Genomic DNA, 22557 nt, shown 5'->3' on the forward strand with positions numbered 1-22557 from the left:
AACTGGCTATTGAGATGCTCATCAGATAAGCCCCAGTTGTCGGTCATCAACTTCCGGTGTCGCTTTAGCAACGGATCGAGCCAAACTCCTATATTCGTCTTCGTTGCCTGAGAAGAGTACTTGAAAATCGTCGGTAGATATTTCAAGTTTTCTCTTGCGGCGATAACTGATTTGAAAGTAAGGCGAATATATTGGATTCAATTGATAGTCAATGATGTCACTACCTACTGATCCCTTGGTCTTAGTTTCTAGCTTTTCAACTAATATAGCATATTTAATTGCTTCACTTATAAAGTTAAGCTCTTCGGGTTTTAATGCTCGACTTCCTGAGTTTACAGTGAATTGATTTTGTTCGGGCTCACTCATCGGAGGTGTTGCTTGCAAGGCTCTGAAAATACTTCCAAGTCTAAGCACAAATATTCTTAGCTGCTCTCCATATTGGCCAAAAGTTTTTATCTCTTTGATCAGCTGGTCCGCCGCTTCATAGGTTGCACGACTTTGGGTCTCGATGGAGATCGCTCTCTCTTCCTCCTCTTTTAAATCTGCTATTTCTAGAGCTTTGTAGCAGAGGATGAGGAAGTGTCTTAGGTTGTTGTTAGACATTGTGCAAAGCGTGTCAAATCCGCTATATAGCGGGCACTCTCGTCCATAGGGGCGATATATCTCAAGCAGCGCCCCAACAAGATTATTCTGTATCCACGATGTGTGGAATTGCCCTTCCCCTGTGGTTGCGTACTCACCTAAGGCTTTCAAGACTTTTTCTGGAGTTAATGCCTGTCTGTTTAAGAGCGCAGGAACAGTGACTAAGGCCTCCGGAATTGTTGTAAAAGCCATGAAATCACTAAGAGTTATTCTCGAGCTTCTATATTTTAAGGCCTTACTTATTCGTTCTTCTAGCTTTCTCTTGATGGCGTCTATCTTCAGGGCATCTGCAGCAAAAGCTTTATAACTCTTGGTTGGGAAACGATCTCTCATTTCAGAAAGAATAGACTCCCTGTACTGAGGGGCTCGCCTCTCAGGCATAGATTCTAATGATTGTAATCTTTTGACTAATTCGCTTTCATGCAGACCGGACGCTAGATCTAAGTTGGCTAAAAATACCTCTGAGAAAAAAAATGGTCGCTCGCTTTCATACAGTAACTGATCTAGATCCAGAAGTCGGTAATCATGAGTGCCATTTACCCATTCCGGCCCAGTAGTTTGATTGTCTTGCGACCGTTCCTTCGAGGTGAAGTTAATAATTAACGGTTTTTGACTGTGCTTTAGGAGTGAGTTTAAAACTCTCCGCTGATGGGATACTAGATTTTCAATTTCATCTACATAGATATAAAAAGATGCGTTACTGAGTGCTGGGACCTCTCGAATGTCCTCAATTAGGGACTCTAGAAATATACGTCCTGGCGGTAGTAGCGGTTGCTTGGCTGTCGCTACATTGGATACCCATGTTGAAAATGATCGCCTTATTTTGCCCAGATGTATTTCAAGCTCGGCGGCGGATGACGGAAAGTCTTCATGAAAATCTGATGCGGAGTTAAAATGCAAGCGCTCGAAATCCCCAGTATTGAAGTTTGGGTATGCGCTATTAGCGATAGCCTTTAGCGATCTAATTATTTCGATGCCGATATATAAAGAGAAGTAGCTTTCAAAAACAATCTGCCACTGTTCCTCCGTTATCCCTCTATGCTGTAGGGAACTACAAAATTGAGTATCTACGCGCCAGTAGATGCCTATGTGAGATATTTCTTCAGTGGGGATTGACGGCCTTCTGCTTGAGAATGCTGTATGGTAATCAAAATATTTTAGAAGCATGGTTTTTCCACAGCCACGCTTTCCAATTATGTAATTTGACTTAGTTGCTGTTTTTAGACCCAAGCGCTCAAAGTAAGGGGGGATAAAAAATTCACCCCATATATCTGCGTCGTGTTCTTCGGCGCGAGTTTTCGTCAGGATTGCGGCGTCAGTGCTTGCCTTCATATCTTTTACCTTTCTATTAAGGGGAGCCACGTTTCTGATTTGCTCCAAAGTATACTTAGCGAGTCATCTGGAATGCCGTGCTCATACCCCACTATTACACCGAGACTGCCAAAGCCAAGTGAGCCACTACTACCATTTAGAAGCTTGTGCTTCTCACAAATTGCTTTATATACATCAGTGGGGTGGCTTTCAGGGTATGGCCACAATCCGTTAGATATCCACGCCTGTGCTAGGTGCTCAAAGCAGTGGGCTTTTAAAAGCATTTCCCCAAAAAATACAGCAATACCGGGGTGTTGCTTTGCAAGTTTAGAGATCGCTTCTTCATGTGCTATAGCCACCACAATAGCTATTTGTTCTGGATAGTTTTTTGCTGGTCCGTAGCTGGCTAGAAAGCCGTCGAGTTGCTCGCCAGTAAATGTTCCGTCATCGACAATTAGCAACCGCTCATCTTCGCGCATTACTGTAAAGTCATATGCATATGACTTATTTACGCCGAATGTTCTGTTAACTAAGCGGGCAATTAGCTCTCCACTTTTCCCAGGGAGGTTATGGGTATTAAGAGTGGGGGGGCTGCAGTAGAAGCTCAGGTTTCCGATGTCCCCATTTAGAATGGCGCGCCAGTCCGTTTCCTTTGGAAGCTCAATTTTCTCTCCAAAATGTTGGCTCGCAGACTTTATTGCTTGTCTAAAGGAGGACTCTAGCTGTTCCGTTGTCCGAAAGACCAAGAAGCGAAGGATTAACCACGCCAGGGCTTTTTCTGGACCATCGTTAAACTGCTTCGCCCACCGTTTCGCCTTTTCCCATGTCAGGGGTGGCTGACGAATTCCTAAATTGCTTAGCCCCTTAACTGTTCTCTCTAATGAAAGTTGGTCGTATTTTGAGGATTCACTATATATATGGTTCAATCCATGTTTTCCTATATATTATTATTTTTTCTTTATGCCAAGATGGGAAGGGAGCTGAGTGTTTCTATCGTTATATGTTTCGCACAAGATCCTTTTGCCGCCAATTTCCGCCATTCCCTCCCGAAATCGCTGTCAAGGGTATGCCATATTTTTTTTTGTACGCTTTGTGGGGCGCGAATACGATATATGCAATCCGTAATTAGTCCAGTGCCTTCTACTACCTTGGCTTCTCGTATTAAGCATCTAGAGCCAACTCTTGGAATTAAAATATCTCCAGGATGTGCAGACTTAAATCCCTCAATTGCGCCATTCAGTTTAAGATGCTTCGAGTTTGTAACAAAGTCAGTGGTGTGAAATGCTGTAAGTCCAAGCGCTCTGAACACGTTCTGAGATCGGCTTCCACGAGCTATTATCCCTCCTAGTTCGGATAGGCTTCCGATTGATTGCCCAGGTTTTAGTTGCACTTCATGAATCATTGAGTGATACGTGTAATCGAGTCTTTCGATTGCTTGCTGCGTCGAAACTGACAACTCATTTACAATATTTCCTTGCAAATTTGCTTGCCTTAGTAATACGTTTCGCTTTCGGCGAACGCTTTTACATCCAGAAATTAGGTAAGCCTGCACCTCGGCATTTGCAAATGTTTTAGGATGAAGTTCGGTAATAACTAGGTCAGAGAGTTCTTCTGCCAGCTTTCTGCGATACGACTCATATGCTTTATCGCAAATAATTGCAGAGGTGACGATCAAACCTAGTGAGGTACCTTTGTTACTTGCCGACCAAATTCGTGCCAAGAAAGCCGCATCTCTTCTAACCCATCCACCCCCTTCTACAATCGGGGGTAATTCTTCCCTATCGCTGGTAAGTTCTTCTCTAGAGATACGAAGCATTCCGTAGGGGGGGTTCGAGAGTACGACTGATTTTGCAAGCGGTGAGATGATGCTCTCAAGGAGGCCAGGGGTCAGAGCATCCTCGGCGATCACCTTGGCGTTTGGAGTGAACAGGCTACTAAGTGCTTGTGCGTATTGCTTGTCTTTCTCGACTAAAACAACAGCGGCATCCTTGCATCGAGTCAAAGCTGCGGAAGCCAAAGCGCCTTCACCAGCACCAATGTCAACGATTGTCTCACGGTCAGCCGCGACTGCTTTTGCCAGCAATGATGCGATCACCGCTGGCGTGAAAACTTGTCCTTGCTCGTCGGCCAAGTTTCGTGCCTTGCGAAATCGGAGTGTGGATTTCAAGGCGATATCCCCAATACTAATTAATTTACTTTCAGTAACGTCGAAGTGTGCACGGTATACGCTCATGGTACCGTGGCGCAATAAGGCGATGACGCATGCAGTTCATAAAGATTGATTTATGTAGCTTGATCGCGAGCGTGTATGACCAGGCAAAAGCTTTTCCTAAAGCGATTGAGAATTGCCTGGCGATTAACTTCGGCAGTCGATCCTGTGCAAATACCGCTAAGCCTGCAGGCGTTCATTGGGCTGGTGAGCGCGCCCGCATGGCATGTATAACCGCTTTTGCCTTCCCTTTGGTAGCAACTTGGAGCGAATGAGGAATCGGCTCGGATTTGTTGAGTGGCAGATGTGGTGATGTCCTCATGCAACCTCTCTCGAATCATCTTTCGTGCTCTACCGCGCACGGCTCAAGTCTAAGCGCCGACCGCCCACCCGGCAGTCCCACTGTCAAAAAACACAATGTCTATCTCACCAAGGTGATCCCTGATAATGCGATACGCAGCCTCGCAAAACTGTTGGTTGCCCTGATAAACCGAGCACGCCACACGAGCCACATTCGCTTGGGAAAGCCGTTGAAGTAAATGCAATTCCTGTTCGCCCATGCCCCACCCGAAGATGGTGAGAGTTCCGTCCAGCGACGGGATAACCTCTCGGTACACTGTGGATAGGTAGTAGCTGTTCTGGATCGCCGACAACTTCTGCGCCGAAGTACCTTCACTCACAAAAAGGGGGATAAAGCGACCGGTGCTCCAGGCAGACAGAATTGCCTCAAGAAGTCCTGCTCCCTGATCGTGAATCTTGCCTTCGTTGTCCACAACGTCTCGACGCAGAGCTAGGTTGCCGTGTGGGTAAAAGACCAGCGTATTTGTCCGCTCCCAGGTCCGCCGCCTAAAGCGCTTCCAGCCATCATCGAAGCTTCCAGCCAAGAAGCAGTCCTTGAACTGATGCTGATCCTGCACGTCTAGCCCGTATGTCATCGTCCAGTACACAAGCAGGTCGTAATTCAGTGACAACACCGTACTGAACTGTTTCAGAAAGCCGTACATACTGGGAAGGCGATCAGCTATTTCGGCGTGAGCAGGATGCACGGCACGTACGGTTTCAATGAGTGCTTGACGAATGTCCTGGTACACCTGAACTGTGAGGCCATCAGGGATCTGGAGTGCAGAATTGACCCTGGTCGCATGCCAAACTAACCGCAGCACCAACTCAAAATCACTCGTACCGAACGATCTAAAAAGCTCCTCTACCTCTGCCGTAAGTAATCCTCGACTGCGTGCTTCCTGTAGAAGAGTCGCATATCCGAAGTCCGTATTGACTGCGATACTTGCTCCATTACCAATCAGTACGGCTCCCCGTTGAAAATCACTTGCAATATCTTCCCAGTGATGAATGTCGTGTGGCATAAGCTCTTTCCTGGCTCCCGAACACTCGGTTCTGATCTCAAAGCATAGCTCTAACACATACCTGCAGATGTTTAAATGGCATCTAGCCACTACCTGCTTCGAGTAGTAGCAACGCTCGCAGTTGAGCGCTGAATTACTCACAAAAAAGTGCTTAGAAATCTGCAAATAAATTGGAGATCAAAATAATCCAAAAGGCATTAACTACCCGTTATTGCTAGTTAAGTGATTGGGGACATGTCTGCGTTTCACGTTCGATACCCTGGCCCTCTCGAGTTCCAGCGCTTCCGGCGGGTTGACGTGTGTTTCACCGAGGAAACGTCCAGAAGCCCATCCGCCTCGTCCACGCTGCCCGTACCACCATGCCGCCGCAACAGTACAATCTTCATTGGTCTGCATGTAATCCTGATCGAACTATATGGTCCGATCAGGCTCATGAACCCAGTAAAGTACCCAGTGGCCTATTCCTGTCTTTCATGACCGGAAGCTGTTGGCCGACAGTTGCCAATCAGTGTCACCTACAATCAAAACGGCGGATCTAATCGAATGCAGTCGGGAGGCCAAGTTAAGTCCAGGTCTGGGTCAAGCGCCCCGCCAGCTCGCAGAATGTTCCGTATTTGTTTTTTTGATAGTTTCACGCCGCCTGATTCTTTTTCAGCAGTAGCAGTATGCGCTATCATCCCAACCAGGTCTTTTTCTGCGACACCGTTCTTTCTTAGCGTATGTGCTTTCGCACATATGGCATCGTTTCGCTCTGTGACAGCGCGTCGTCGTAGCTCTGCTGATCGGAGTCCTCTGCTTCTTGCCGCTGTGCTGATCTTAGTTTTATCTTCGTCACTCAATATAGGCAAGGCGTATACCGCAGCCAGTATTAGGTAATGGCGCGCATTTCCTAAAATTTCGGCTGTGTTTTCTCGTGTCTCCATTTCGACTTGTGCCCATTCTCGCCTAGGCTCGTTTATGAGCGCTTCAAAGTCATCGGGGCTCTCTCGTGCTATGGCGTCTAGAGTTTCTGGACTGGTGGTGTGAAATTCTTGCTGAAAGTCAGCAAGCCATTTGCCGAGAGTTTCAATCGCTCTGCACGCCCGGTCTATTGCGAGAGCTGCCATGCACTGACTATTTGAGACGTTACTCTCGCTGCTTATTCCCACTGTAGAGCGAATGCAAGCCGCTATATCTAGGTCAGAGATTTGAAGCTTCTGACTGATGTTGTATGAGAGCCGCCTTACTTCGGAAACAACCATGATCGATATTTCTGACCACTCACCATCTGGTGATTGGTGCTCTTGCCAGTGTCTCTGCCCTTCTTCCAGCAGTTGCAATGCATATTCAATGCGCTCAGCAAACTCATCATAGAGAACATATTGCTCTAGCGTTTCAATGACCTCCCACGCTTCGATATCAAGTGGTGAAGCTAGGTAATACGGGCTGATCAAGATGTGCCCCCAAGCCCCAAAGCAGCGGGAGGTTGAGTTGCGCTTGGCTGCACTGGGGCGCCACAAAGGAAGTGGCCTGCAGTCGATAATAGGTGCGGTGTTGGTGTTCCCATTTGCAGGCGAGCACTGGAACACGTTTTGTGTTCCTCGGGGCTAGTGTTCCAGTTATTAAGGTTTTGTGTTCCACCCTTGCAGGCCCCGTAATTATTGGCTTTAAGCAATTTTGGAACACGTGGAACACATGGAACACGTGTTTTTTCAGGGTTATTGTAATGCATGCCTAAACCACCTTGCCAAAGGTGCCTGTAACAACGTTTCCGGCTGCCAGTTTGTCTAGGTGATCGGCATACCATTGCAGCATGGTCGTGCGTTGCTCTAGGTACTGGGCTTTGTTGTATATGCCTCGCACTCCGGGTGCCTTGTGACTCAACTGTGCCTCGATATGGTCAGCAGTAAAACCATGTTCATTCAGTATGGTGCTGGCAATATGGCGGAAGCCATGACCAGTCTGTCGGCCTTCATAACCAAGGCGACGCAGAGCCATTAGAAACACTGTGTCGCTGCGTGGTTTTGTGCGATCACTACGGCCCGGAAACAGCAGGGGATAAGCTCCGGTGATTGGGTGCAACTCTTCGAGCAAGGCAATGGCTTGGCGGCAGAGCGGTACCAGGTGTTCACGTGCTTCACCACGCCTTGGCTTCCTGCCTTTGCGTTCAGGTGGGATAGTCCATAGCTTCTTGTCAAAGTCGAACTCTGACCAGTGAGCTTCTCGTAGTTCACTGGGGCGGACGGCTAGCAGGGTCAGTAGGCGCAAACCTAGCTGAACATCCTTGGCGTGGGGGTAGGACTGAATTGCTCGGAGTAGGGCGGGTAATTCGTCAGCAGATACGTGTGCGTAGTTCTCGGCCTTGCCGGTTGATAGGAACTTGTGAACTCCGTCCAGTGGGTTGTTTACGGCGCGGCCAGTAACCCTGGCCAAGTCATATATATCCTTGCAGTAAGCGCGCACTCGGCTCATCTGCTCGAGAATGCCTTTCTGCTCCATGCCACGCAGTAGATCCATCCACTCCATTGAAAGAATGCTGGTGTAAGGACGTTTACCAAATGTGGGGAGCACATGGCGTTCAAGTGCACCGATTACCCGTTTGGCAGTACCGTTGTCCCAACTGTTTAAGCGAGAGCTGTACCACTCACGCGCCAAACGTTCAAAGGTGTTGTCAGCGGCGGCCTGTTCTTCCGCTTTGCGGGCCTGCTTGCTGGCGAGAGGGTTTTTCCCTTCGCTTGCATCGTTGCGCAACTCGGCTGCTTTTTGCCGTGCCAGTGAGCCGCTGACATCGGGATACCCGCCAAGCCCAAGCCACGACCATTTGCCGTCTGGCTTTTTGTAGCGGAACTGCCACGACTTTTGCCCGTCTGGCTTGACTCTAAAATATAGCCCTGAGCCGTCTAGCTCGCGGTATTCCTTGACGTCTGGCTCTAAGCCAGCAAGGGCAGTGTCTGAGAGGGGGCGGCGCTTGATTTCTGAACGCTTCATTTGTGTATCCCCTTGGTTCAATTATTCCAAGAGGATACACAGGGGGATACACGCCGCGCAATGATAGGTAGAGACAGGTATAAACAGCCAGATACAAGAAAGCCCGCACTAGGCGGGCTTCTTGGGGTGTTTCGTAGACTGTCTGAGACAGGTAGAAACAGGTATTTGGTGGCTACGCAGGGACTTGAACCCCGGACCCCAGCATTATGAATGCTATGCTCTAACCAGCTGAGCTACGTAGCCGAGTGGCGCGCATTATTCTAGCCTGAGGGCTTTGTGTCAAGCATGTTTTGATAAAATTATTGCGTTTGATCAAGTGCTTACGCGCAATGCGTGCACTCGCGTGGTTTGGATCGTCGCTGTGCCAAGCTAAATTTTAATTACCTGTCCAATCCGTCAACTTTCTCGGGCGAGCGTGGCACAATGCTCGGGTGTTGAATTGCCCTTCTTTGAGCTTCGGCTTTGTCTTTTTCGCTGTGGTGTATCAATGATCCGCCGCAGTCGTCTGTTTGATCGTTCGCCCAAGTGGGCGAGTTTTGTGTGGAGCGTGCGTCTGTGCAGCGTGTTCAAGGGTTTACCAGCGATGCTGGAGTTATTGAATGAGGATTAGGTTTTGGGGTTGGCTGGTGCTGGTTGCCTTGGGGCTTAACCTGCGGCCAATTCTCACCTCGATCAGTCCCTTGCTGGACGATATTCGGCTAAGCACGTCAATGAGCTTCCAGGGGGCGGCGCTGCTAACGACCTTGCCTGTGGTATGTATTGGCCTGGTGGCGCTCTGTGGCTCGTGGATTGAAGCGCGGCTGGGTGAGGGCAGGGGCATTGCCCTGGGTTTGCTGTGTATTTTCCTGGCTTGTCTCGCGCGGGGTTTTATCGCGGATGGCAATGTGTTGCTGGCAACAGCGTTGCTGGGCGGTGTTGGTGTCGCGTTGATCCAGGTGCTGGTGCCAGGCATGGTCAAGCGTCAGTTCGTTGGTTGTGTGGCTTTGGCGATGGGGGTTTATTCGGCGTCATTGATGAGTGGCGGCGGCCTGGCTGCCTTGCTGAGCCCACATATGGCCCAGGCATTTGGTCATTGGCAGGCGGGGCTGTGGGTTTGGCTGATCCCTGCGCTGCTTGCCGCCTTGCTGTGGTTCAGGATGCCCTGGCACAGGCCTCAGGCCTTGGCGCAAAGGGTTTCATTCAAGGCCTTTGTCGGCAACCGTCGGGCATGGTTGCTGGCGATTTATTTCGGCTTCTGTAATTGGGGCTTTATGACCATGGTCGCCTGGCTGCCAGCCTATTACCAGCAGTTGGGCTGGAGCCAGCAGGCCAGTGGTGCGCTGTTGGCGTGGATGACCATATTCCAGGTGCTGGCGGCGCTGTCGATGCCGGTGCTGGCCCATCGCATCAAGGATCGACGACCTTTGCTCGGCATTAGCCTGGGGGCGCAAGTAATAGGTTATGCGGGGCTGTTATGGATGCCGTTGGCGGCATCGGCAGCCTGGGTTGGGTTGGTCGGTTTCGGCTTGGGCGCCTGTTTCGTGTTGTGCCTGTTGCTGAGCCTCGACCACCTGCATGATCCTCGCGCGGCAGGGCAGTTGGTGGCTTTTGTGCAGGGCTTCGGTTTTTTGATCAACGCCATTGCACCCTCGATGGGCGGTTGGTTGCGTGAGCTGAGCGGGTCGTTCTACAGCACCTGGCTGGTGATGCTGGTCAGCCTGATCTTGATGTTGCTGTTGACCTTGCGTTTTAGCCCAGCCAGCTACGCAAGGATCAATCACCCAGGCCAGCCTTCGGGGGCCAGCTAGGCGATGCGAAGGCAATAAAAAGCCCCCGGCTCACAAGGTGAGTCTCGAGGGCTTGGTTTGGCAGCCTGGGCTGCCAGCGGTGTTTAAACGTTGAAGCGGAAGTGCATTACGTCGCCGTCTTTAACGATGTATTCCTTGCCTTCCAGGCGCCATTTGCCGGCTTCTTTAGCGCCTGCTTCGCCCTTGTACTGGATGAAGTCGTTGTAGGCGATCACTTCGGCGCGGATAAAGCCTTTCTCGAAGTCGGTGTGGATGGCGGCGGCGGACTGCGGGGCAGTGGCGCCGACGCGAACGGTCCAGGCGCGTACTTCCTTCACGCCAGCGGTGAAGTAGGTTTGCAGGTTGAGCAGCTCATAGCCAGCGCGGATGACGCGGTTAAGGCCTGGCTCGTCAAAGCCGAGCGACTCCAGGAACATGTCCTTTTCCTCGCCATCGTCCAGTTCGGCGATTTCGGCTTCGATCTTGTTGCAGACAGGCACCACGACGGCACCTTCGGCGTCGGCAATGCCGCGCACGATGTCGAGCAATGGGTTGTTTTCGAAGCCGTCTTCGGCAACGTTGGCAATGTACATGACGGGCTTGCTGGTGAGCAGGTGGAAGCCGCGTATCAGTTGCTTCTCGTCGTCAGCCAGGTCCTTGAGCAGCGTGCGTGCGGGTTTGCCTGCGGTGAAGTGCGGAATCAGCTTTTCCAGCAGGGCTTTCTGTGCGACAGCATCTTTGTCGCCGCCCTTGGCGTTGCGCGTGGTTTTCTGCAATTGCTTCTCGCAGCTGTCGAGGTCGGCGAAGATCAACTCAAGGTCGATAATCTCGATATCGCGCTTTGGATCAACGCTGTTCGATACGTGGATGACGTTTTCATCTTCGAAGCAGCGAACGACGTGGGCGATGGCGTGGGTTTCGCGGATGTTGGCCAGGAACTTGTTGCCCAGGCCTTCACCTTTCGAGGCGCCGGCTACCAAGCCTGCGATGTCGACGAATTCCATGGTGGTTGGAATCACGCGCTCGGGCTTGACGATCTCAGCCAGGGCATCCAAGCGCGGATCCGGCATCGGTACTATGCCCGTATTCGGTTCGATGGTGCAGAAGGGGAAGTTCTCCGCAGCGATACCGGATTTGGTCAGGGCGTTGAACAAGGTGGACTTGCCGACGTTCGGCAGGCCGACGATGCCGCAATTGAATCCCATGGTGTTTTCCTCGCGCAGATGATTTCTAGAGTTAGGTTAGGCTTTTTGGCTGTGCAGCTTTTGCATCGCTTTGTTCCACTCTCCGGCGAGCATCTCTGGGAGTACGCCGAGTGCAAAGTCGATGCTGGTGTCGAGTAGTTCCTGTTCGCTGCGCGGGGCGCGTCCTAGAACGTAATTGGACACCATGCTGCTATGCCCTGGATGGCCGATGCCAAGCCGCAAGCGGTAAAAGTTATTCTGGTTGCCCAGCTGCGCGATGATATCGCGTAAGCCGTTATGCCCGCCGTGCCCGCCACCCTGTTTGAGTTTGGCGACGCCAGGCGGCATATCCAGTTCGTCGTGAGCCACCAGGATCGCTTCGGCAGGGATGCGAAAGAAGTTCGCCAGCGCTGCCACGGATTGACCGCTGCGATTCATAAAGGTGGTGGGGATCAGTAAACGAACGTCGCGGCCTTGATGGCTGAATTTGCCAGTCAGGCCAAAATACTTGCGATCAACACTGAGGTTGATGCGTTGACTGTCTGCCAGTCGTTCAACGAAAAGGGCCCCGGCATTATGCCGAGTCTGGTCGTATTCAGGGCCTGGGTTACCAAGGCCAACGATCAGTTGTACGGCAGTCATACTGGAGCCCTTTATCGAAAACAGCTCAAGCGCAAATGCACCTGAGCTGTTGATCAGCGTAGCGGGTGTTACTCAGCTTCAGGAGCGTCAGCTGCCGGAGCGTCTGGAGTTTCCGCGTCAACTTCAAGATCTTCAGCTTTGGTAACGCGAGGCATGTGGGCGTTAGCCACGGCCAGGTCGCTATCGTGAGCCAGTGCAACCAGTTCAACGCCTTTTGGCAGAACCAGGTCAGACAAGTGCAGAGTCTGGCCGACTTCGATCTTGGCCATGTCGACTTCGATGAACTCAGGCAGGTTGCGTGGCAGTACGCTGATTTCAACTTCAGTAGCGGTGTGAGAGATCTCGCCGCCTTGCTTCTTGACTGCAACTGCTTTGTCTTCGTTGATGAAGTGCAGTGGAACCTGAGTAGTCAGTTTCTGGCCAGCAACAACACGGATGAAGTCAGCGTGCAGTACGAAACCTTTCGACGGGTGACGCTGCAGAGCTTTGATCAGGACGTTTTCCTTGGCGCCGTCGATGGACAGCGACAGGATGTGGCTGAACGAAGCTTCGTTTTCCAGCAGCTTGGCGAAATCTTTGGCAACCAGGCTGATGGATTGTGGAGCCTTTTCGCCACCGTAAACTACGGCTGGAACCAGGCTGGCGTTACGACGCAGGCGGCGGCTCGCACCTTTCCCCAGGTCTGAACGCGCTTGTGCGTCAATGTTAAAATCACTCATTTCATTTCTCCAAAATAACCTTTCCACCCGTTACGCTTGCGACCAGCGACAGGGTGGTTAGGTAAAAAAGCCCCGCATTAAGGCGGGGCGCATTTCGCTCAGGGCACAGGGTTCCGGATTAACGGAACATTGCGCTGATCGATTCTTCGTTGCTGATGCGGCGAACCGCTTCGGCGACAATAGGGCCAATATCGAGCTGGCGAATACGCGAGCACGATTGTGCGGCAGCGGACAGCGGGATGGTGTTGGTCACCACCAGTTCGTCCAGTACCGAATTCTCAAGGTTCTCGATGGCGCGACCCGACAATACGGCGTGGGTGGCGTAAGCGAAGACCTTGGCAGCGCCGTGTTCTTTCAGTGCCTTGGCACCGTGACACAGGGTGCCAGCGGTATCGACCATGTCGTCAACCAGGATACAGGTGCGGCCTTCCACGTCACCGATGATGTGCATCACTTCGGAGTGGTTGGCTTTCTCGCGGCGCTTGTCGATGATCGCCAGATCAACACCCAGGGACTTGGCTACAGCACGCGCACGCACTACACCGCCGATGTCCGGGGAGACGATCATCAGATTTTCGAAGCGTTGATCTTCAATATCATCCACCAGGACCGGGGAACCGTAGATGTTATCTACCGGGATATCGAAGAAACCTTGAATCTGGTCAGCGTGCAGGTCGACAGTCAGAACACGGTCAATGCCTACAACGGTGAGCATGTCAGCCACGACTTTAGCGCTGATTGCAACGCGAGCGGAGCGCGGACGGCGATCCTGGCGTGCATAGCCAAAGTAGGGGATAACAGCAGTGATTCGGGTAGCTGATGAGCGGCGGAAGGCGTCGGCCATTACCACCAGTTCCATCAGGTTATCGTTTGTTGGCGCGCACGTCGGCTGAATCAGGAAGACGTCTTTACCACGAACGTTTTCGTTGATTTCAATGCTGATTTCGCCGTCGGAGAATTTACCGACAGAGGCATCGCCGAGGGGGATGTGCAGCTGGCGTACAATACGCCGCGCCAGATCGGGGTTAGCGTTCCCCGTAAAGACCATCATCTTGGACACGCGCAGTACCTACCGGCTGAGGGTATACCTGGATGAGTATAGAAATTGGCAGGGGCGGCTGGATTCGAACCAACGCATGGCAGGATCAAAACCTGCTGCCTTACCGCTTGGCGACGCCCCTGTATCGTATTTCATTGCTGATGCTTGTAGCTCTCCAGACATTAAAGCCCAATAAGGCGTTAATGGCAGGGGCGGCTGGATTCGAACCAACGCATGGCAGGATCAAAACCTGCTGCCTTACCGCTTGGCGACGCCCCTATCTGGTGAAGCTCACTACTTTGCATCTACTTCCTGTCCAACTCCTGAAGCGCTCGGTGCAACATCGAGATGTTACGCCCTTGTGCAACAAAACTTGGCAAAGTGGCTGGAAGTTGGCGGGCGACTTTATCAGCATCGACCTCATTTGGGAAGCTCCCAAATACACAAGCTCCAGTGCCAGTTAATCTTGCGGGAACAAATTTGTTCAACAAGATCAGAGCGTTACGTACTTCTGGATAACGCTTTTCTACAACTGGCTGGCAATCATTTCGACCGCCCCCCTCAAGAAGGCTGCGAACTTTAATGGGCGGCGTATCGCGTGTCAACTCGGCGTCGGAGAAAATTTCTACTGTGGGTACAAGTACTTGCGGTATTGCCACGAGAAACCAGGGTTCGGGAAGCTCGATTGGCGTCAGTTTTTCACCCACGCCTTCGGCAAATGCGGCGTGCCCGCGAACGAATACCGGCACGTCTGCACCCAGCGCCAGGCCTATGCTTGCCAGTTCGTCCAGGCTGCAGTTGAGTTGCCACAAGTGGTTGAGGCCGAGCAGGGTGGTGGCCGCATCCGAGCTGCCGCCACCGATGCCACCGCCCATCGGCAATTGTTTATCCAGCCAGATATCGGCGCCCTGGGCGCAGCCGGTGTGCTTCTGCAGCATGCGCGCGGCCCGCACGATTAGGTTGCTGTCATGGGCCACGCCGGTAATTTCGGTGTGCAACTGGATTTTGCCATCGGTGCGCGGGGCAAAACTCAGCTCGTCGCCGAAATCGAGAAACTGAAACAGGGTTTGCAGCTCGTGATAGCCATCGGCACGGCGGCCGAGGATATGCAGCATCAGGTTGAGCTTGGCGGGCGCAGGCAGTGTCAGGCGTGCGTCGGCATGGTGTTGCCCGGGCATTATTGGCCCAACTGGCGAGGCTGCCAGTCCTTGACCACTATGGTGACCTGCAGGTCCTGGCCATGCAGCTTGATGCGCTCGGGCAGCCAATAGCCGTTTTGCTCAACATAGCTCAGGTATTCGACTTGCCAGCCATCTTGCGTCAGCTTTGACAGGTGGCTGTCGGTGTCCAGGGTGACGTTGCTCTTGGTATCGGGGGCGGGCAGGCCGCGAACCCACCAGAGCAGGTGCGAGACCGGCAGGTTCATGCGCAGCTGTTGTTGCAGCAGGGCTTCAGGTGACTCGGCTTTATAGCGGCCCTTGTTGGCGACCTCAAGCAGCACTTCGCCCGGGCGACCGGTCAAGCGTGCGGCGCCACCACCCAGCGGGCCGGACAGGCGAATGTCGAAGTAGTCCTGGCGTTGTAGCCAGAACAGGGTCGCGCTGCCTGAGTCCTTGGGGGCGCGGATGCCGATTTTTCCGCTGATTTGCCAGGCATCCAGCGCGCTCAACTGTTCTTTGTGGGCTTGCCAGGCGGCCTGGTTTCCCTGGCCTTCGACTGATTCGTGGGAGATCAAGCCGGCGCAGCCGGTCAGCAGCGCGACTAGGCTGCAGGCAATAAGGTAGCGCAAACGCATTAGGGTTTCTCTGCTCCTGTCAGGCGCTTGATGGTGCTGCGCAAGACTTCGCTGTCGGGTTGTTTTTCCAGGGCGCTGGCCCAGATATCACGGGCTTCGCTTTGCTTGCCCTGGACCCAAAGGACTTCACCGAGGTGGGCGGCGACCTCATGGTCAGGGAAGTCTTCCAGTGCTTTACGCAGGAAGCGCTCAGCCTCGTCAAGCTTGCCCAGGCGATAGTTGATCCAGCCCTTGCTGTCGAGAATTGCCGGGTCGTTCGGGCTTAAACGATAGGCTTTATCGATCAGTTCGTCGGCTTCCTGGTAGCGGGTGGTGCGATCAGCCAGGGTATAGCCCAGGGCGTTGAGCGCCATGGTGTTTTCCGGGTCACGCTCAAGAATAAAGCGCAGGTCGGTTTCCAGTTGGCCAAGGTCGTCACGGTCTTCGGCGAGCATGGCGCGGGTATAGAGCAGGTTGAGGTCGTCCGGGAACTGCTCGAGCCCTTGCTGGATCAGTTGCCAGGCTTGTTCCTTGCGTTGCTTGCCGGCCAGTGCTTCGGCCTCTATCAGGTACAGCTGGATGGCGTAGTCAGGCTCGGCGCCACGGGCTTTCTCGAGTTTGGCCGAGGCCTCGCCGATGCGATCGCTGGCGAAGAGTAGCTCGGTCTGGCGGGCCTGGGCGGGCAGGTAGTCATTGCCAGGGCCGACCAGGCCGTACTCGATCAGGGCGCTGTCTGAATCACCAAGCTCTTCGTAGGCGCGGGCCAGGTTGTAGTGCGCTGCATCAACGTGACTGCCACGCTCTATGAGCTCCTGGAGGTAAACGATAGCCTCTTGCCATGCCTGGGCCTCCAGGCAGACCAGGGCCAGGGAGAAGCGCAAGTCATCGTCTTCGGGGAACTGTTGCACCAGCGACGAAAATTCGCCCTTGGCATCTTCCATGCGGCCCTGTTCGACCAGCGCGCGTGCATAGCTCAAGCGCAAGCGCTTGTCGTCCGGATGTTCGCGGATGCCTTTTTCAAGCAATGGCAAGGCTTCATCGCCACGCTCCAGGCTTTGGAGCAAGCGGGCTTGCAGCAGCAGCGGTGCTACCTCGTCGGTTTTGGCGGGGTGGCTTTCGAGCAGCTCAAGGGCTTCTTCGGAACGCCCATCCTCCTGAAGCAGCAGGGCCTTGCCAAAAATCAGCTGGCCGTTTGCCGGGTACTTGTTCAGCAGCCGATCAAAGCTCTGCAGCAAGCCTGCGCGGGTCTCCGGGTCGGTTTCTGCGGCCGACAGGGCCAGGAAGTCGAAGTGGGTATCGCCCTGGCGTTGCAGGACCTTTTCCATGTAGGTCATGGACTCGTCATAACGCCCGGCCCGCGCCAGCTGCACTGCTGCTGCCCGTTGCGCATCGATGGCGTCGGGGGCATTTTTCGCCCAGATCAGCGCGGTGTCCAGGGCAGCCTGGTCGGCGCCCAGGTACTCGGCAATGCGAAAGCCGCGCTCGGCAACACCCGCATCCTGCGTCGCATTGGCTTGCTGCACGTAGTTGCCCAGTGCAATGTCAAAGCGGTTGCGTTGGCCGGCCATTTCAGCGGTCAGCAGTGCCAGCAAGGTTTCCTTGCTGAACGAGCTGTAGACCTCGGGCTGGGCAGCTTGCTCGGTTGCGGTCACGTCCTCAACCGGTGGCGAACCATCAGTAGAGGTATTAAAGGTTTGGCAGCCACCCAAAAAAGCCATGGCTGTCAGTAGTGCTAAAGATCTATTCATAGAAGACGAGACGGCTAACCTGCGGTCGGAGCATCATGACACAAGCCCTTGGGCAAGCCCATGGGATCATTAATTGGGCAATTGAACCTGCTCCAACTATTGCATGATGCTGAGTTAAAGCTGAGCAATGAACAACAGTGCAGCGCAAATATTTTACGAATTACATGCAAATTTATAGGTTTCTTGCCCCTGGCATCCATTATTCGGTGCCCGCCGGGCAAGATAAATTCTGCTTGAGATGTTGTGACAATAACGAGCGGTGGTTGTTCTCAAACGGTCGAAGTAGGACAATTGCCGGCTTATTTCATCTGTCAGCGAACATGCATGGCCTTTATTGCCCTCGGTATTAACCACAAAACCGCCTCGGTGGACGTCCGCGAACGCGTGGCATTCACTCCAGAGCAGTTGGTTGAGGCATTGCAGCTACTGTGCAGGGATACGGCTAGCCGCGAAGCTGCAATTCTCTCGACCTGTAATCGCAGCGAACTGTACATCGAGCAAGACAGCCTCACATCCGATGCGGTCCTGCAATGGCTGGCCAGTTACCATAATCTGAACCTGGAAGACCTGCGCGCCTGTGCTTATGTGCATGAAGACGATGCGGCAGTTCGTCACATGATGCGCGTGGCATCTGGCCTCGACTCAATGGTGCTGGGCGAACCGCAGATTCTCGGACAAATGAAGTCAGCCTTCGCGGTCGCCCGCGAGGCGGGCACCATGGGGCCTTTGCTGGGGCGCTTGTTTCAGGCCACCTTCAGCACTGCCAAGCAGGTGCGCACTGATACCACCATTGGTGAAAACCCGGTATCGGTGGCATTTGCAGCCGTCAGCCTGGCCAAGCAAATATTCAGCGACCTCAATCGCAGCCAGGCGCTGCTGATCGGAGCGGGCGAAACCATCAGCCTGGTTGCCCGCCATCTGCATGACCAAGGGGTCAAGCGCATTGTTGTCGCCAACCGTACCTTGGAGCGCGCCAGCAGCCTGGCAGAGCAGTTCGGTGCCCATGCGGTGTTGCTTTCGGATATTCCGCAGGAGCTTGCCAAGAGTGACATCGTGATCAGCTCGACAGCGAGTCAGTTACCAATCTTAGGTAAAGGTGCTGTGGAAAGCGCGCTCAAGCAGCGTAAGCACAAGCCTATCTTCATGGTCGACATCGCCGTTCCACGGGATATTGAACCGGAAGTTGGCGAGCTTGACGATGTGTACCTCTATACAGTCGATGACCTGCACGAAGTCATTGCCGAAAACCTCAAGAGTCGCCAAGGTGCGGCAGAGGCTGCAGAAGAACTGGTCTCGGTCGGTGCCGATGATTTTATGTTGCGTCTGCGCGAGTTGGCTGCTGTCGATGTGCTTAAAGCCTATCGTCAGCAAGCCGAGCGCCTGCGCGATGAGGAGCTGGCCAAGGCCCAGCGTATGTTGAGCAACGGGGCAAGCGCCGAGGATGTCCTGGCGCAGCTGGCGCGAGGCTTGACCAATAAACTGCTGCATGCGCCTAGCGTGCAGATGAAAAAACTGTCTGCTGACGGGCGCATCGACGCGCTGGCCGTGGCACAAGAACTTTTTGCCCTCGATGAGGGCGTGTCATCCAACAAAGGCATGCAATGAAACCTTCGCTGCTCAATAAACTTGATTTGATGCAGGACCGCTTCGAGGAACTGACGGCGTTGCTTGGTGATGCCGAAGTGATCAGCAATCAACAGCAATTTCGCGCGTATTCCAAGGAATATGCCGAGATCGAGCCGGTAAATGCTACGTTTGGAGAATACCGTAAAGTCTTGGCCGATCTCGAAAGCGCCCAGGCGCTGTTGAAAGACAGCGATCCGGATATGCGTGAAATGGCCGAGGAGGAAGTTGCCGAGGCCAAAGAGCAGTTGCTCAAGCTCGAGGCTGATTTGCAGCGCATGCTGCTGCCCAAAGACCCCAACGATGACCGCAACGTATTCCTTGAGGTGCGTGCCGGCACGGGCGGGGATGAAGCGGCGATTTTCTCCGGCGATCTATTCCGCATGTATTCGCGTTATGCCGAGCGTCGCGGCTGGCGGGTCGAGATTCTCTCGGCCAGTGAAGGCGAGCACGGTGGCTATAAAGAGGTTATCGCCCGCATCGAAGGCGATAACGTCTACAGCAAGCTCAAGTTCGAGTCCGGCGCACACCGCGTACAGCGCGTACCTGAAACCGAATCCCAGGGGCGGGTGCACACCTCGGCTTGTACGGTTGCGGTCCTGCCCGAGCCAGACGAGCAGGCCGAGATCAATATCAATCCGGCCGATTTGCGCGTTGATACCTATCGCTCTTCCGGTGCCGGTGGCCAGCACGTCAACACCACTGACTCGGCTATCCGCATTACCCACATCCCGACGGGGACAGTGGTCGAGTGCCAGGAAGAACGTTCCCAGCACAAGAACCGCGCCAAGGCGATGGCCTGGCTGGGGGCCAAACTCAAGGATCAACAGGACGCCGCCGCGCACAAGGAGATTTCCGATACCCGTAAGCTGCTGGTGGGGTCGGGTGATCGCTCCGAACGTATTCGCACCTACAACTTCCCCCAGGGGCGGGTGACCGATCACCGCATCAACCTGACCCTGTACTCGCTGGCTGAAGTCATGGCCGGTGGTGTCGATGCCGTGATCGAACCACTGCTCGCCGAGTACCAGGCCGACCAGTTGGCAGCCCTGGGCGACTGATCCAGCGCGCGTTAACAGCTGCGGCTCGGCGCGCTACTCTATATCACCATTGCCTGAGCCGATCTTGAACCCATGCCGACTATCCAAGCGCTACTGAGCAGCACACAGCTGCCGGACTCACCCAGTGCCCGGTTGGATGTCGAGTTATTGCTGGCGCACGTACTGGGCAAGTCGCGCAGCTACTTGCACACTTGGGCCGACAAGGCACTCACTGATCCCCAGCTCGAGCAGTTCGCCGCGGCGATCAAGCGCCGCCAGGCCGGTGAACCTGTGGCCTATATTATCGGCCAGCAAGGCTTTTGGACTCTTGATCTGGACGTTGCACCGCATACGCTTATTCCGCGCCCCGACACGGAATTGCTGGTTGAAACCGCATTGCAGTTGATACCGGCAACGCCTGCTGCGGTGCTTGATCTGGGCACGGGCACCGGGGCTATTGCCCTGGCGCTGGCCTGTGAGCGACCTGCGTGGCAGCTTTGTGGGCTTGATCGAGTGCCGCAAGCCGTCGAGTTGGCCGAGCGCAATCGCCGCCGGTTACAGCTGGCCAACGCCCGCTTCATGCAGAGCAACTGGTTTGCTGCGCTTGATGACCAGCCCTACCAGATGATTGTCAGTAACCCGCCCTATATCGCAGCAGATGATCAGCACCTGAGCCAGGGCGATGTGCGTTTTGAGCCGAGCAGTGCGCTGGTTGCAGGCCCAGACGGCCTTGACGATATTCGCTTGATTATCGAACAGGCCCCTCACTTTCTCAGTGCCAAAGGCTGGCTATTGCTTGAACATGGTTATGATCAAGCTGCGGCGGTGTGCGAGCTGTTGAGCGCGCGGGGATTTGGCCAGGTTGAAAGTCGCCGCGACCTTGGTGGTCATCAACGCATTAGCATTGGATGTTTTGCCCATGAGTGAACAGGCTGGTTTTTTTGCAGAGCTAAGCGACGAAGAGTTGATGCGCTACAGCCGACAGATTCTGGTCCAGCAAATTGATGTAGCCGGTCAGTTACGCCTGAAAAATAGCCGTGTACTGATAGTCGGCGTTGGTGGGCTGGGGTCGCCGGTTGCACTTTATCTCGCGGCGGCCGGGGTTGGCGAGCTGCACCTGGCGGACTTCGACAGCGTTGACCTGAGCAACCTGCAGCGCCAGGTTGTCCATGACAGCTTGACGGTGGGCCAGCCCAAGGTCGATTCGGCGGCCGCGCGGCTCAAGGCAATCAATCCGCTTATCAAGTTGCAACTACTGCGTAGTGCCCTGGACCAGGATTCATTGGCCAGTGCCGTTGCTGCTGTCGATCTGGTGCTTGATTGCTCGGATAACTTCACCACGCGTGAGGCCGTCAACGCGGCCTGTGTTGCCGCTCGGATTCCGCTGGTAAGTGGCGCCGCTATTCGCCTCGAAGGGCAGTTGTCGGTCTTTGACCCACGCAGTGATGCCAGCCCTTGCTACCACTGCCTTTACGGCCATGGCAGCGAGGCTGAATTAACCTGTAGCGAGGCGGGCGTGGTTGGTCCTTTGGTCGGTTTGGTCGGTAGCCTGCAAGCGCTTGAGGCACTGAAGCTGCTGGCCGGGTTCGGTGAGCCCATGATTGGTCGCCTGTTGTTGATAGATGCACTGGGCTCGCGCTTTCGTGAACTGCGCGTCAAGCGTGATCCCGCTTGCAGGGTCTGCGCTGTTGCCTGTCAACAGGTCCCGGATGAGCCATTGGGCAATGAATAGCAACGCGCCCGTAGGCGTCTTTGATTCCGGTGTCGGTGGTTTATCGGTGTTGGCAGAGATTCGCCAGTTGCTGCCCCGTGAGTCATTGCTCTATGTCGCCGACAGTGCCCATGTGCCATATGGCGAGAAAAGCCCGGAGTTCATTCGCCAGCGTTGCCGGGCAATTGCTGGTTTCCTGCTGGAGCAAGGCGCCAAGGCACTGGTGTTGGCCTGCAATACCGCGACGGTCGCGGGGGCGGCCGATCTGCGCCAGCTGTATCCGGATCTTCCCATTGTCGGCATGGAGCCTGCGGTCAAGCCCGCTGCTGCCATAACCCGTTCAGGCGTGGTCGGAGTGCTGGCCACCAGTGGCACACTCAAGAGTGCGAAGTTTGCCGCCTTGCTCGATCAGTTTGCCTCCGGCGTGCGCGTTGTCACCCAGCCTTGCCCGGGCCTGGTTGAGCAGATAGAGGCCGGTGATCTGGAAGGGCCGGCTACTCGGGCCTTACTTGAGCGCTATGTCGAGCCTTTGTTGGCGCAGGGCTGTGACACGCTAATCCTGGGCTGTACCCACTATCCGTTTATCAAACCGCTATTGCGCCAACTTGTCCCCGACAATGTCGGTTTAATTGATACGGGCGCGGCAGTAGCCAAGCAATTACAACGTTTATTGGCCGAACGTAATTTACTTGCAGGGCAATCTGATGTTAAACAGCTTTTCTGGAGCAGCGCGGATCCGCAAAAGATGCAGGCAGTGTTGCCCATGCTTGGGGTGGGAAGCGCCAGAGTCATGGCGTTTGAATAAAAATAGACAGGCC

General features: G+C 54.0%; 21 protein-coding genes and 3 tRNA genes. 8 read left to right on the forward strand and 16 right to left on the reverse strand.

The window, feature by feature from the left end; translation table 11 throughout:
• Window positions 1-21: 21 nt before the first annotated feature.
• Genes CHB79_RS00150 through CHB79_RS00160 form a run of 3 tightly spaced genes read right to left on the reverse strand, consistent with a single transcriptional unit; the run spans window position 22 to window position 4186 of the window.
• On the reverse strand, window positions 22-1974 hold the full coding sequence (locus tag CHB79_RS00150) for an ORC-CDC6 family AAA ATPase (protein ID WP_089358509.1): 1953 nt from the start codon (window positions 1972-1974) through the stop codon (window positions 22-24).
• A gap of 5 nt (window positions 1975-1979) precedes the next feature.
• A complete protein-coding gene (locus CHB79_RS00155; protein ID WP_089358510.1) occupies window positions 1980-2879 on the reverse strand; it encodes a phosphoribosyltransferase-like protein in 900 nt (299 codons plus the stop codon).
• A gap of 32 nt (window positions 2880-2911) precedes the next feature.
• Window positions 2912-4186, reverse strand: a complete 1275-nt coding sequence (locus tag CHB79_RS00160; protein WP_089358511.1) for an N-6 DNA methylase — start codon at window positions 4184-4186, stop codon at window positions 2912-2914.
• Between the two features lie 29 nt (window positions 4187-4215).
• Here CHB79_RS00160 and CHB79_RS00165 point away from each other — a divergent pair, with 29 nt between their 5' ends.
• A complete protein-coding gene (locus tag CHB79_RS00165) occupies window positions 4216-4437 on the forward strand; it encodes a hypothetical protein (protein WP_089358512.1) in 222 nt (73 codons plus the stop codon).
• Window positions 4438-4533: 96 nt separating this feature from the next.
• Here CHB79_RS00165 and CHB79_RS00170 read toward each other — a convergent pair whose 3' ends face one another.
• The 4 genes from CHB79_RS00170 to CHB79_RS00185 all read right to left on the reverse strand — a co-directional run bounded on the left by CHB79_RS00170 (window position 4534) and on the right by CHB79_RS00185 (window position 8736).
• Window positions 4534-5526: a DUF4917 family protein gene (locus tag CHB79_RS00170; protein WP_089358513.1), complete on the reverse strand. Its 993-nt coding sequence runs from the start codon at window positions 5524-5526 to the stop codon at window positions 4534-4536.
• 521 nt (window positions 5527-6047) lie between these two features.
• Window positions 6048-6959, reverse strand: a complete 912-nt coding sequence (locus CHB79_RS00175) for a hypothetical protein (protein ID WP_141133408.1) — start codon at window positions 6957-6959, stop codon at window positions 6048-6050.
• 280 nt (window positions 6960-7239) lie between these two features.
• Window positions 7240-8493, reverse strand: coding sequence for a tyrosine-type recombinase/integrase (locus CHB79_RS00180; RefSeq protein ID WP_089358515.1), 1254 nt, complete (start codon window positions 8491-8493; stop codon window positions 7240-7242).
• Window positions 8494-8659: 166 nt separating this feature from the next.
• A tRNA-Met gene (locus CHB79_RS00185) sits at window positions 8660-8736 on the reverse strand.
• 244 nt (window positions 8737-8980) lie between these two features.
• Between CHB79_RS00185 and CHB79_RS22265 the strand changes: the two genes are divergently transcribed.
• Together CHB79_RS22265 and CHB79_RS00190 are read left to right on the forward strand one after the other, a co-directional pair.
• Window positions 8981-9103, forward strand: coding sequence for a hypothetical protein (locus CHB79_RS22265; RefSeq protein ID WP_281254585.1), 123 nt, complete (start codon window positions 8981-8983; stop codon window positions 9101-9103).
• Window positions 9093-10280, forward strand: a complete 1188-nt coding sequence (locus tag CHB79_RS00190; protein WP_089358516.1) for a CynX/NimT family MFS transporter — start codon at window positions 9093-9095, stop codon at window positions 10278-10280. The genes CHB79_RS22265 and CHB79_RS00190 overlap by 11 nt, the downstream gene beginning before the upstream one ends.
• Before the next feature lie 83 nt (window positions 10281-10363).
• Here the strand turns inward: CHB79_RS00190 and ychF are convergent, their stop codons facing one another.
• The 9 genes from ychF to CHB79_RS00235 all read right to left on the reverse strand — a co-directional run bounded on the left by ychF (window position 10364) and on the right by CHB79_RS00235 (window position 17365).
• On the reverse strand, window positions 10364-11464 hold the full coding sequence (ychF, locus tag CHB79_RS00195) for a redox-regulated ATPase YchF (protein ID WP_010484286.1): 1101 nt from the start codon (window positions 11462-11464) through the stop codon (window positions 10364-10366).
• A gap of 36 nt (window positions 11465-11500) precedes the next feature.
• Complete coding sequence (pth, locus tag CHB79_RS00200) at window positions 11501-12085, reverse strand: aminoacyl-tRNA hydrolase (RefSeq protein ID WP_010484288.1); 585 nt, start codon at window positions 12083-12085, stop codon at window positions 11501-11503.
• Between the two features lie 68 nt (window positions 12086-12153).
• On the reverse strand, window positions 12154-12804 hold the full coding sequence (locus CHB79_RS00205; protein WP_010484290.1) for a 50S ribosomal protein L25/general stress protein Ctc: 651 nt from the start codon (window positions 12802-12804) through the stop codon (window positions 12154-12156).
• A gap of 118 nt (window positions 12805-12922) precedes the next feature.
• Entirely contained in the window at window positions 12923-13864 is a 942-nt protein-coding gene (locus CHB79_RS00210) for a ribose-phosphate pyrophosphokinase (RefSeq protein WP_087515887.1), read from the reverse strand.
• Window positions 13865-13910: 46 nt separating this feature from the next.
• A tRNA-Gln gene (locus CHB79_RS00215) sits at window positions 13911-13985 on the reverse strand.
• A 62-nt stretch (window positions 13986-14047) separates the two neighbouring features.
• Window positions 14048-14122: transfer RNA gene (locus tag CHB79_RS00220), tRNA-Gln, on the reverse strand.
• A gap of 26 nt (window positions 14123-14148) precedes the next feature.
• A complete protein-coding gene (gene ispE, locus CHB79_RS00225; protein ID WP_089358517.1) occupies window positions 14149-15021 on the reverse strand; it encodes a 4-(cytidine 5'-diphospho)-2-C-methyl-D-erythritol kinase in 873 nt (290 codons plus the stop codon).
• Window positions 15021-15638, reverse strand: a complete 618-nt coding sequence (gene lolB, locus CHB79_RS00230; RefSeq protein WP_089358518.1) for a lipoprotein insertase outer membrane protein LolB — start codon at window positions 15636-15638, stop codon at window positions 15021-15023. Before lolB ends, ispE begins: the two co-directional genes overlap by 1 nt.
• Entirely contained in the window at window positions 15638-17365 is a 1728-nt protein-coding gene (locus tag CHB79_RS00235) for a tetratricopeptide repeat protein (protein ID WP_089358519.1), read from the reverse strand. Before CHB79_RS00235 ends, lolB begins: the two co-directional genes overlap by 1 nt.
• A 324-nt stretch (window positions 17366-17689) precedes the next feature.
• Between CHB79_RS00235 and hemA the strand changes: the two genes are divergently transcribed.
• From hemA to murI, 5 genes are all read left to right on the forward strand, one after another.
• Entirely contained in the window at window positions 17690-18970 is a 1281-nt protein-coding gene (hemA, locus tag CHB79_RS00240; protein WP_010484297.1) for a glutamyl-tRNA reductase, read from the forward strand.
• Entirely contained in the window at window positions 18967-20049 is a 1083-nt protein-coding gene (gene prfA, locus CHB79_RS00245) for a peptide chain release factor 1 (RefSeq protein WP_089358520.1), read from the forward strand. The genes hemA and prfA overlap by 4 nt, the downstream gene beginning before the upstream one ends.
• A gap of 72 nt (window positions 20050-20121) precedes the next feature.
• Window positions 20122-20955 (forward strand): peptide chain release factor N(5)-glutamine methyltransferase, encoded by an 834-nt coding sequence (gene prmC / locus CHB79_RS00250; RefSeq protein ID WP_089358521.1) that lies wholly within the window; start codon window positions 20122-20124, stop codon window positions 20953-20955.
• Window positions 20948-21760 (forward strand): molybdopterin-synthase adenylyltransferase MoeB, encoded by an 813-nt coding sequence (locus CHB79_RS00255; protein ID WP_089358522.1) that lies wholly within the window; start codon window positions 20948-20950, stop codon window positions 21758-21760. The genes prmC and CHB79_RS00255 overlap by 8 nt, the downstream gene beginning before the upstream one ends.
• On the forward strand, window positions 21753-22544 hold the full coding sequence (gene murI / locus CHB79_RS00260; protein ID WP_089358523.1) for a glutamate racemase: 792 nt from the start codon (window positions 21753-21755) through the stop codon (window positions 22542-22544). Before CHB79_RS00255 ends, murI begins: the two co-directional genes overlap by 8 nt.
• Window positions 22545-22557: the final 13 nt, after the last annotated feature.

The organism is Pseudomonas segetis, assembly GCF_900188155.1.
Classification (GTDB): domain Bacteria; phylum Pseudomonadota; class Gammaproteobacteria; order Pseudomonadales; family Pseudomonadaceae; genus Aquipseudomonas; species Aquipseudomonas segetis.

What these genes read in the sequence shown, in the direction of transcription:
- CHB79_RS00150 (WP_089358509.1), bottom strand. Translation starts at nt 1,974, where the DNA reads ATGAAGGCAAGCACTGACGCCGCAATCCTGACGAAAACTCGCGCCGAA.
- CHB79_RS00160 (WP_089358511.1), bottom strand. Translation starts at nt 4,186, where the DNA reads ATGAGCGTATACCGTGCACACTTCGACGTTACTGAAAGTAAATTAATT.
- CHB79_RS00165 (WP_089358512.1), top strand. Translation starts at nt 4,216, where the DNA reads ATGCAGTTCATAAAGATTGATTTATGTAGCTTGATCGCGAGCGTGTAT.
- CHB79_RS00170 (WP_089358513.1), bottom strand. Translation starts at nt 5,526, where the DNA reads ATGCCACACGACATTCATCACTGGGAAGATATTGCAAGTGATTTTCAA.
- CHB79_RS00180 (WP_089358515.1), bottom strand. Translation starts at nt 8,493, where the DNA reads ATGAAGCGTTCAGAAATCAAGCGCCGCCCCCTCTCAGACACTGCCCTT.
- CHB79_RS22265 (WP_281254585.1), top strand. Translation starts at nt 8,981, where the DNA reads ATGATCCGCCGCAGTCGTCTGTTTGATCGTTCGCCCAAGTGGGCGAGT.
- CHB79_RS00190 (WP_089358516.1), top strand. Translation starts at nt 9,093, where the DNA reads ATGAGGATTAGGTTTTGGGGTTGGCTGGTGCTGGTTGCCTTGGGGCTT.
- ychF (WP_010484286.1), bottom strand. Translation starts at nt 11,464, where the DNA reads ATGGGATTCAATTGCGGCATCGTCGGCCTGCCGAACGTCGGCAAGTCC.
- pth (WP_010484288.1), bottom strand. Translation starts at nt 12,085, where the DNA reads ATGACTGCCGTACAACTGATCGTTGGCCTTGGTAACCCAGGCCCTGAA.
- CHB79_RS00205 (WP_010484290.1), bottom strand. Translation starts at nt 12,804, where the DNA reads ATGAGTGATTTTAACATTGACGCACAAGCGCGTTCAGACCTGGGGAAA.
- ispE (WP_089358517.1), bottom strand. Translation starts at nt 15,021, where the DNA reads ATGCCCGGGCAACACCATGCCGACGCACGCCTGACACTGCCTGCGCCC.
- lolB (WP_089358518.1), bottom strand. Translation starts at nt 15,638, where the DNA reads ATGCGTTTGCGCTACCTTATTGCCTGCAGCCTAGTCGCGCTGCTGACC.
- CHB79_RS00235 (WP_089358519.1), bottom strand. Translation starts at nt 17,365, where the DNA reads ATGAATAGATCTTTAGCACTACTGACAGCCATGGCTTTTTTGGGTGGC.
- hemA (WP_010484297.1), top strand. Translation starts at nt 17,690, where the DNA reads ATGGCCTTTATTGCCCTCGGTATTAACCACAAAACCGCCTCGGTGGAC.
- prfA (WP_089358520.1), top strand. Translation starts at nt 18,967, where the DNA reads ATGAAACCTTCGCTGCTCAATAAACTTGATTTGATGCAGGACCGCTTC.
- prmC (WP_089358521.1), top strand. Translation starts at nt 20,122, where the DNA reads ATGCCGACTATCCAAGCGCTACTGAGCAGCACACAGCTGCCGGACTCA.
- CHB79_RS00255 (WP_089358522.1), top strand. Translation starts at nt 20,948, where the DNA reads ATGAGTGAACAGGCTGGTTTTTTTGCAGAGCTAAGCGACGAAGAGTTG.
- murI (WP_089358523.1), top strand. Translation starts at nt 21,753, where the DNA reads ATGAATAGCAACGCGCCCGTAGGCGTCTTTGATTCCGGTGTCGGTGGT.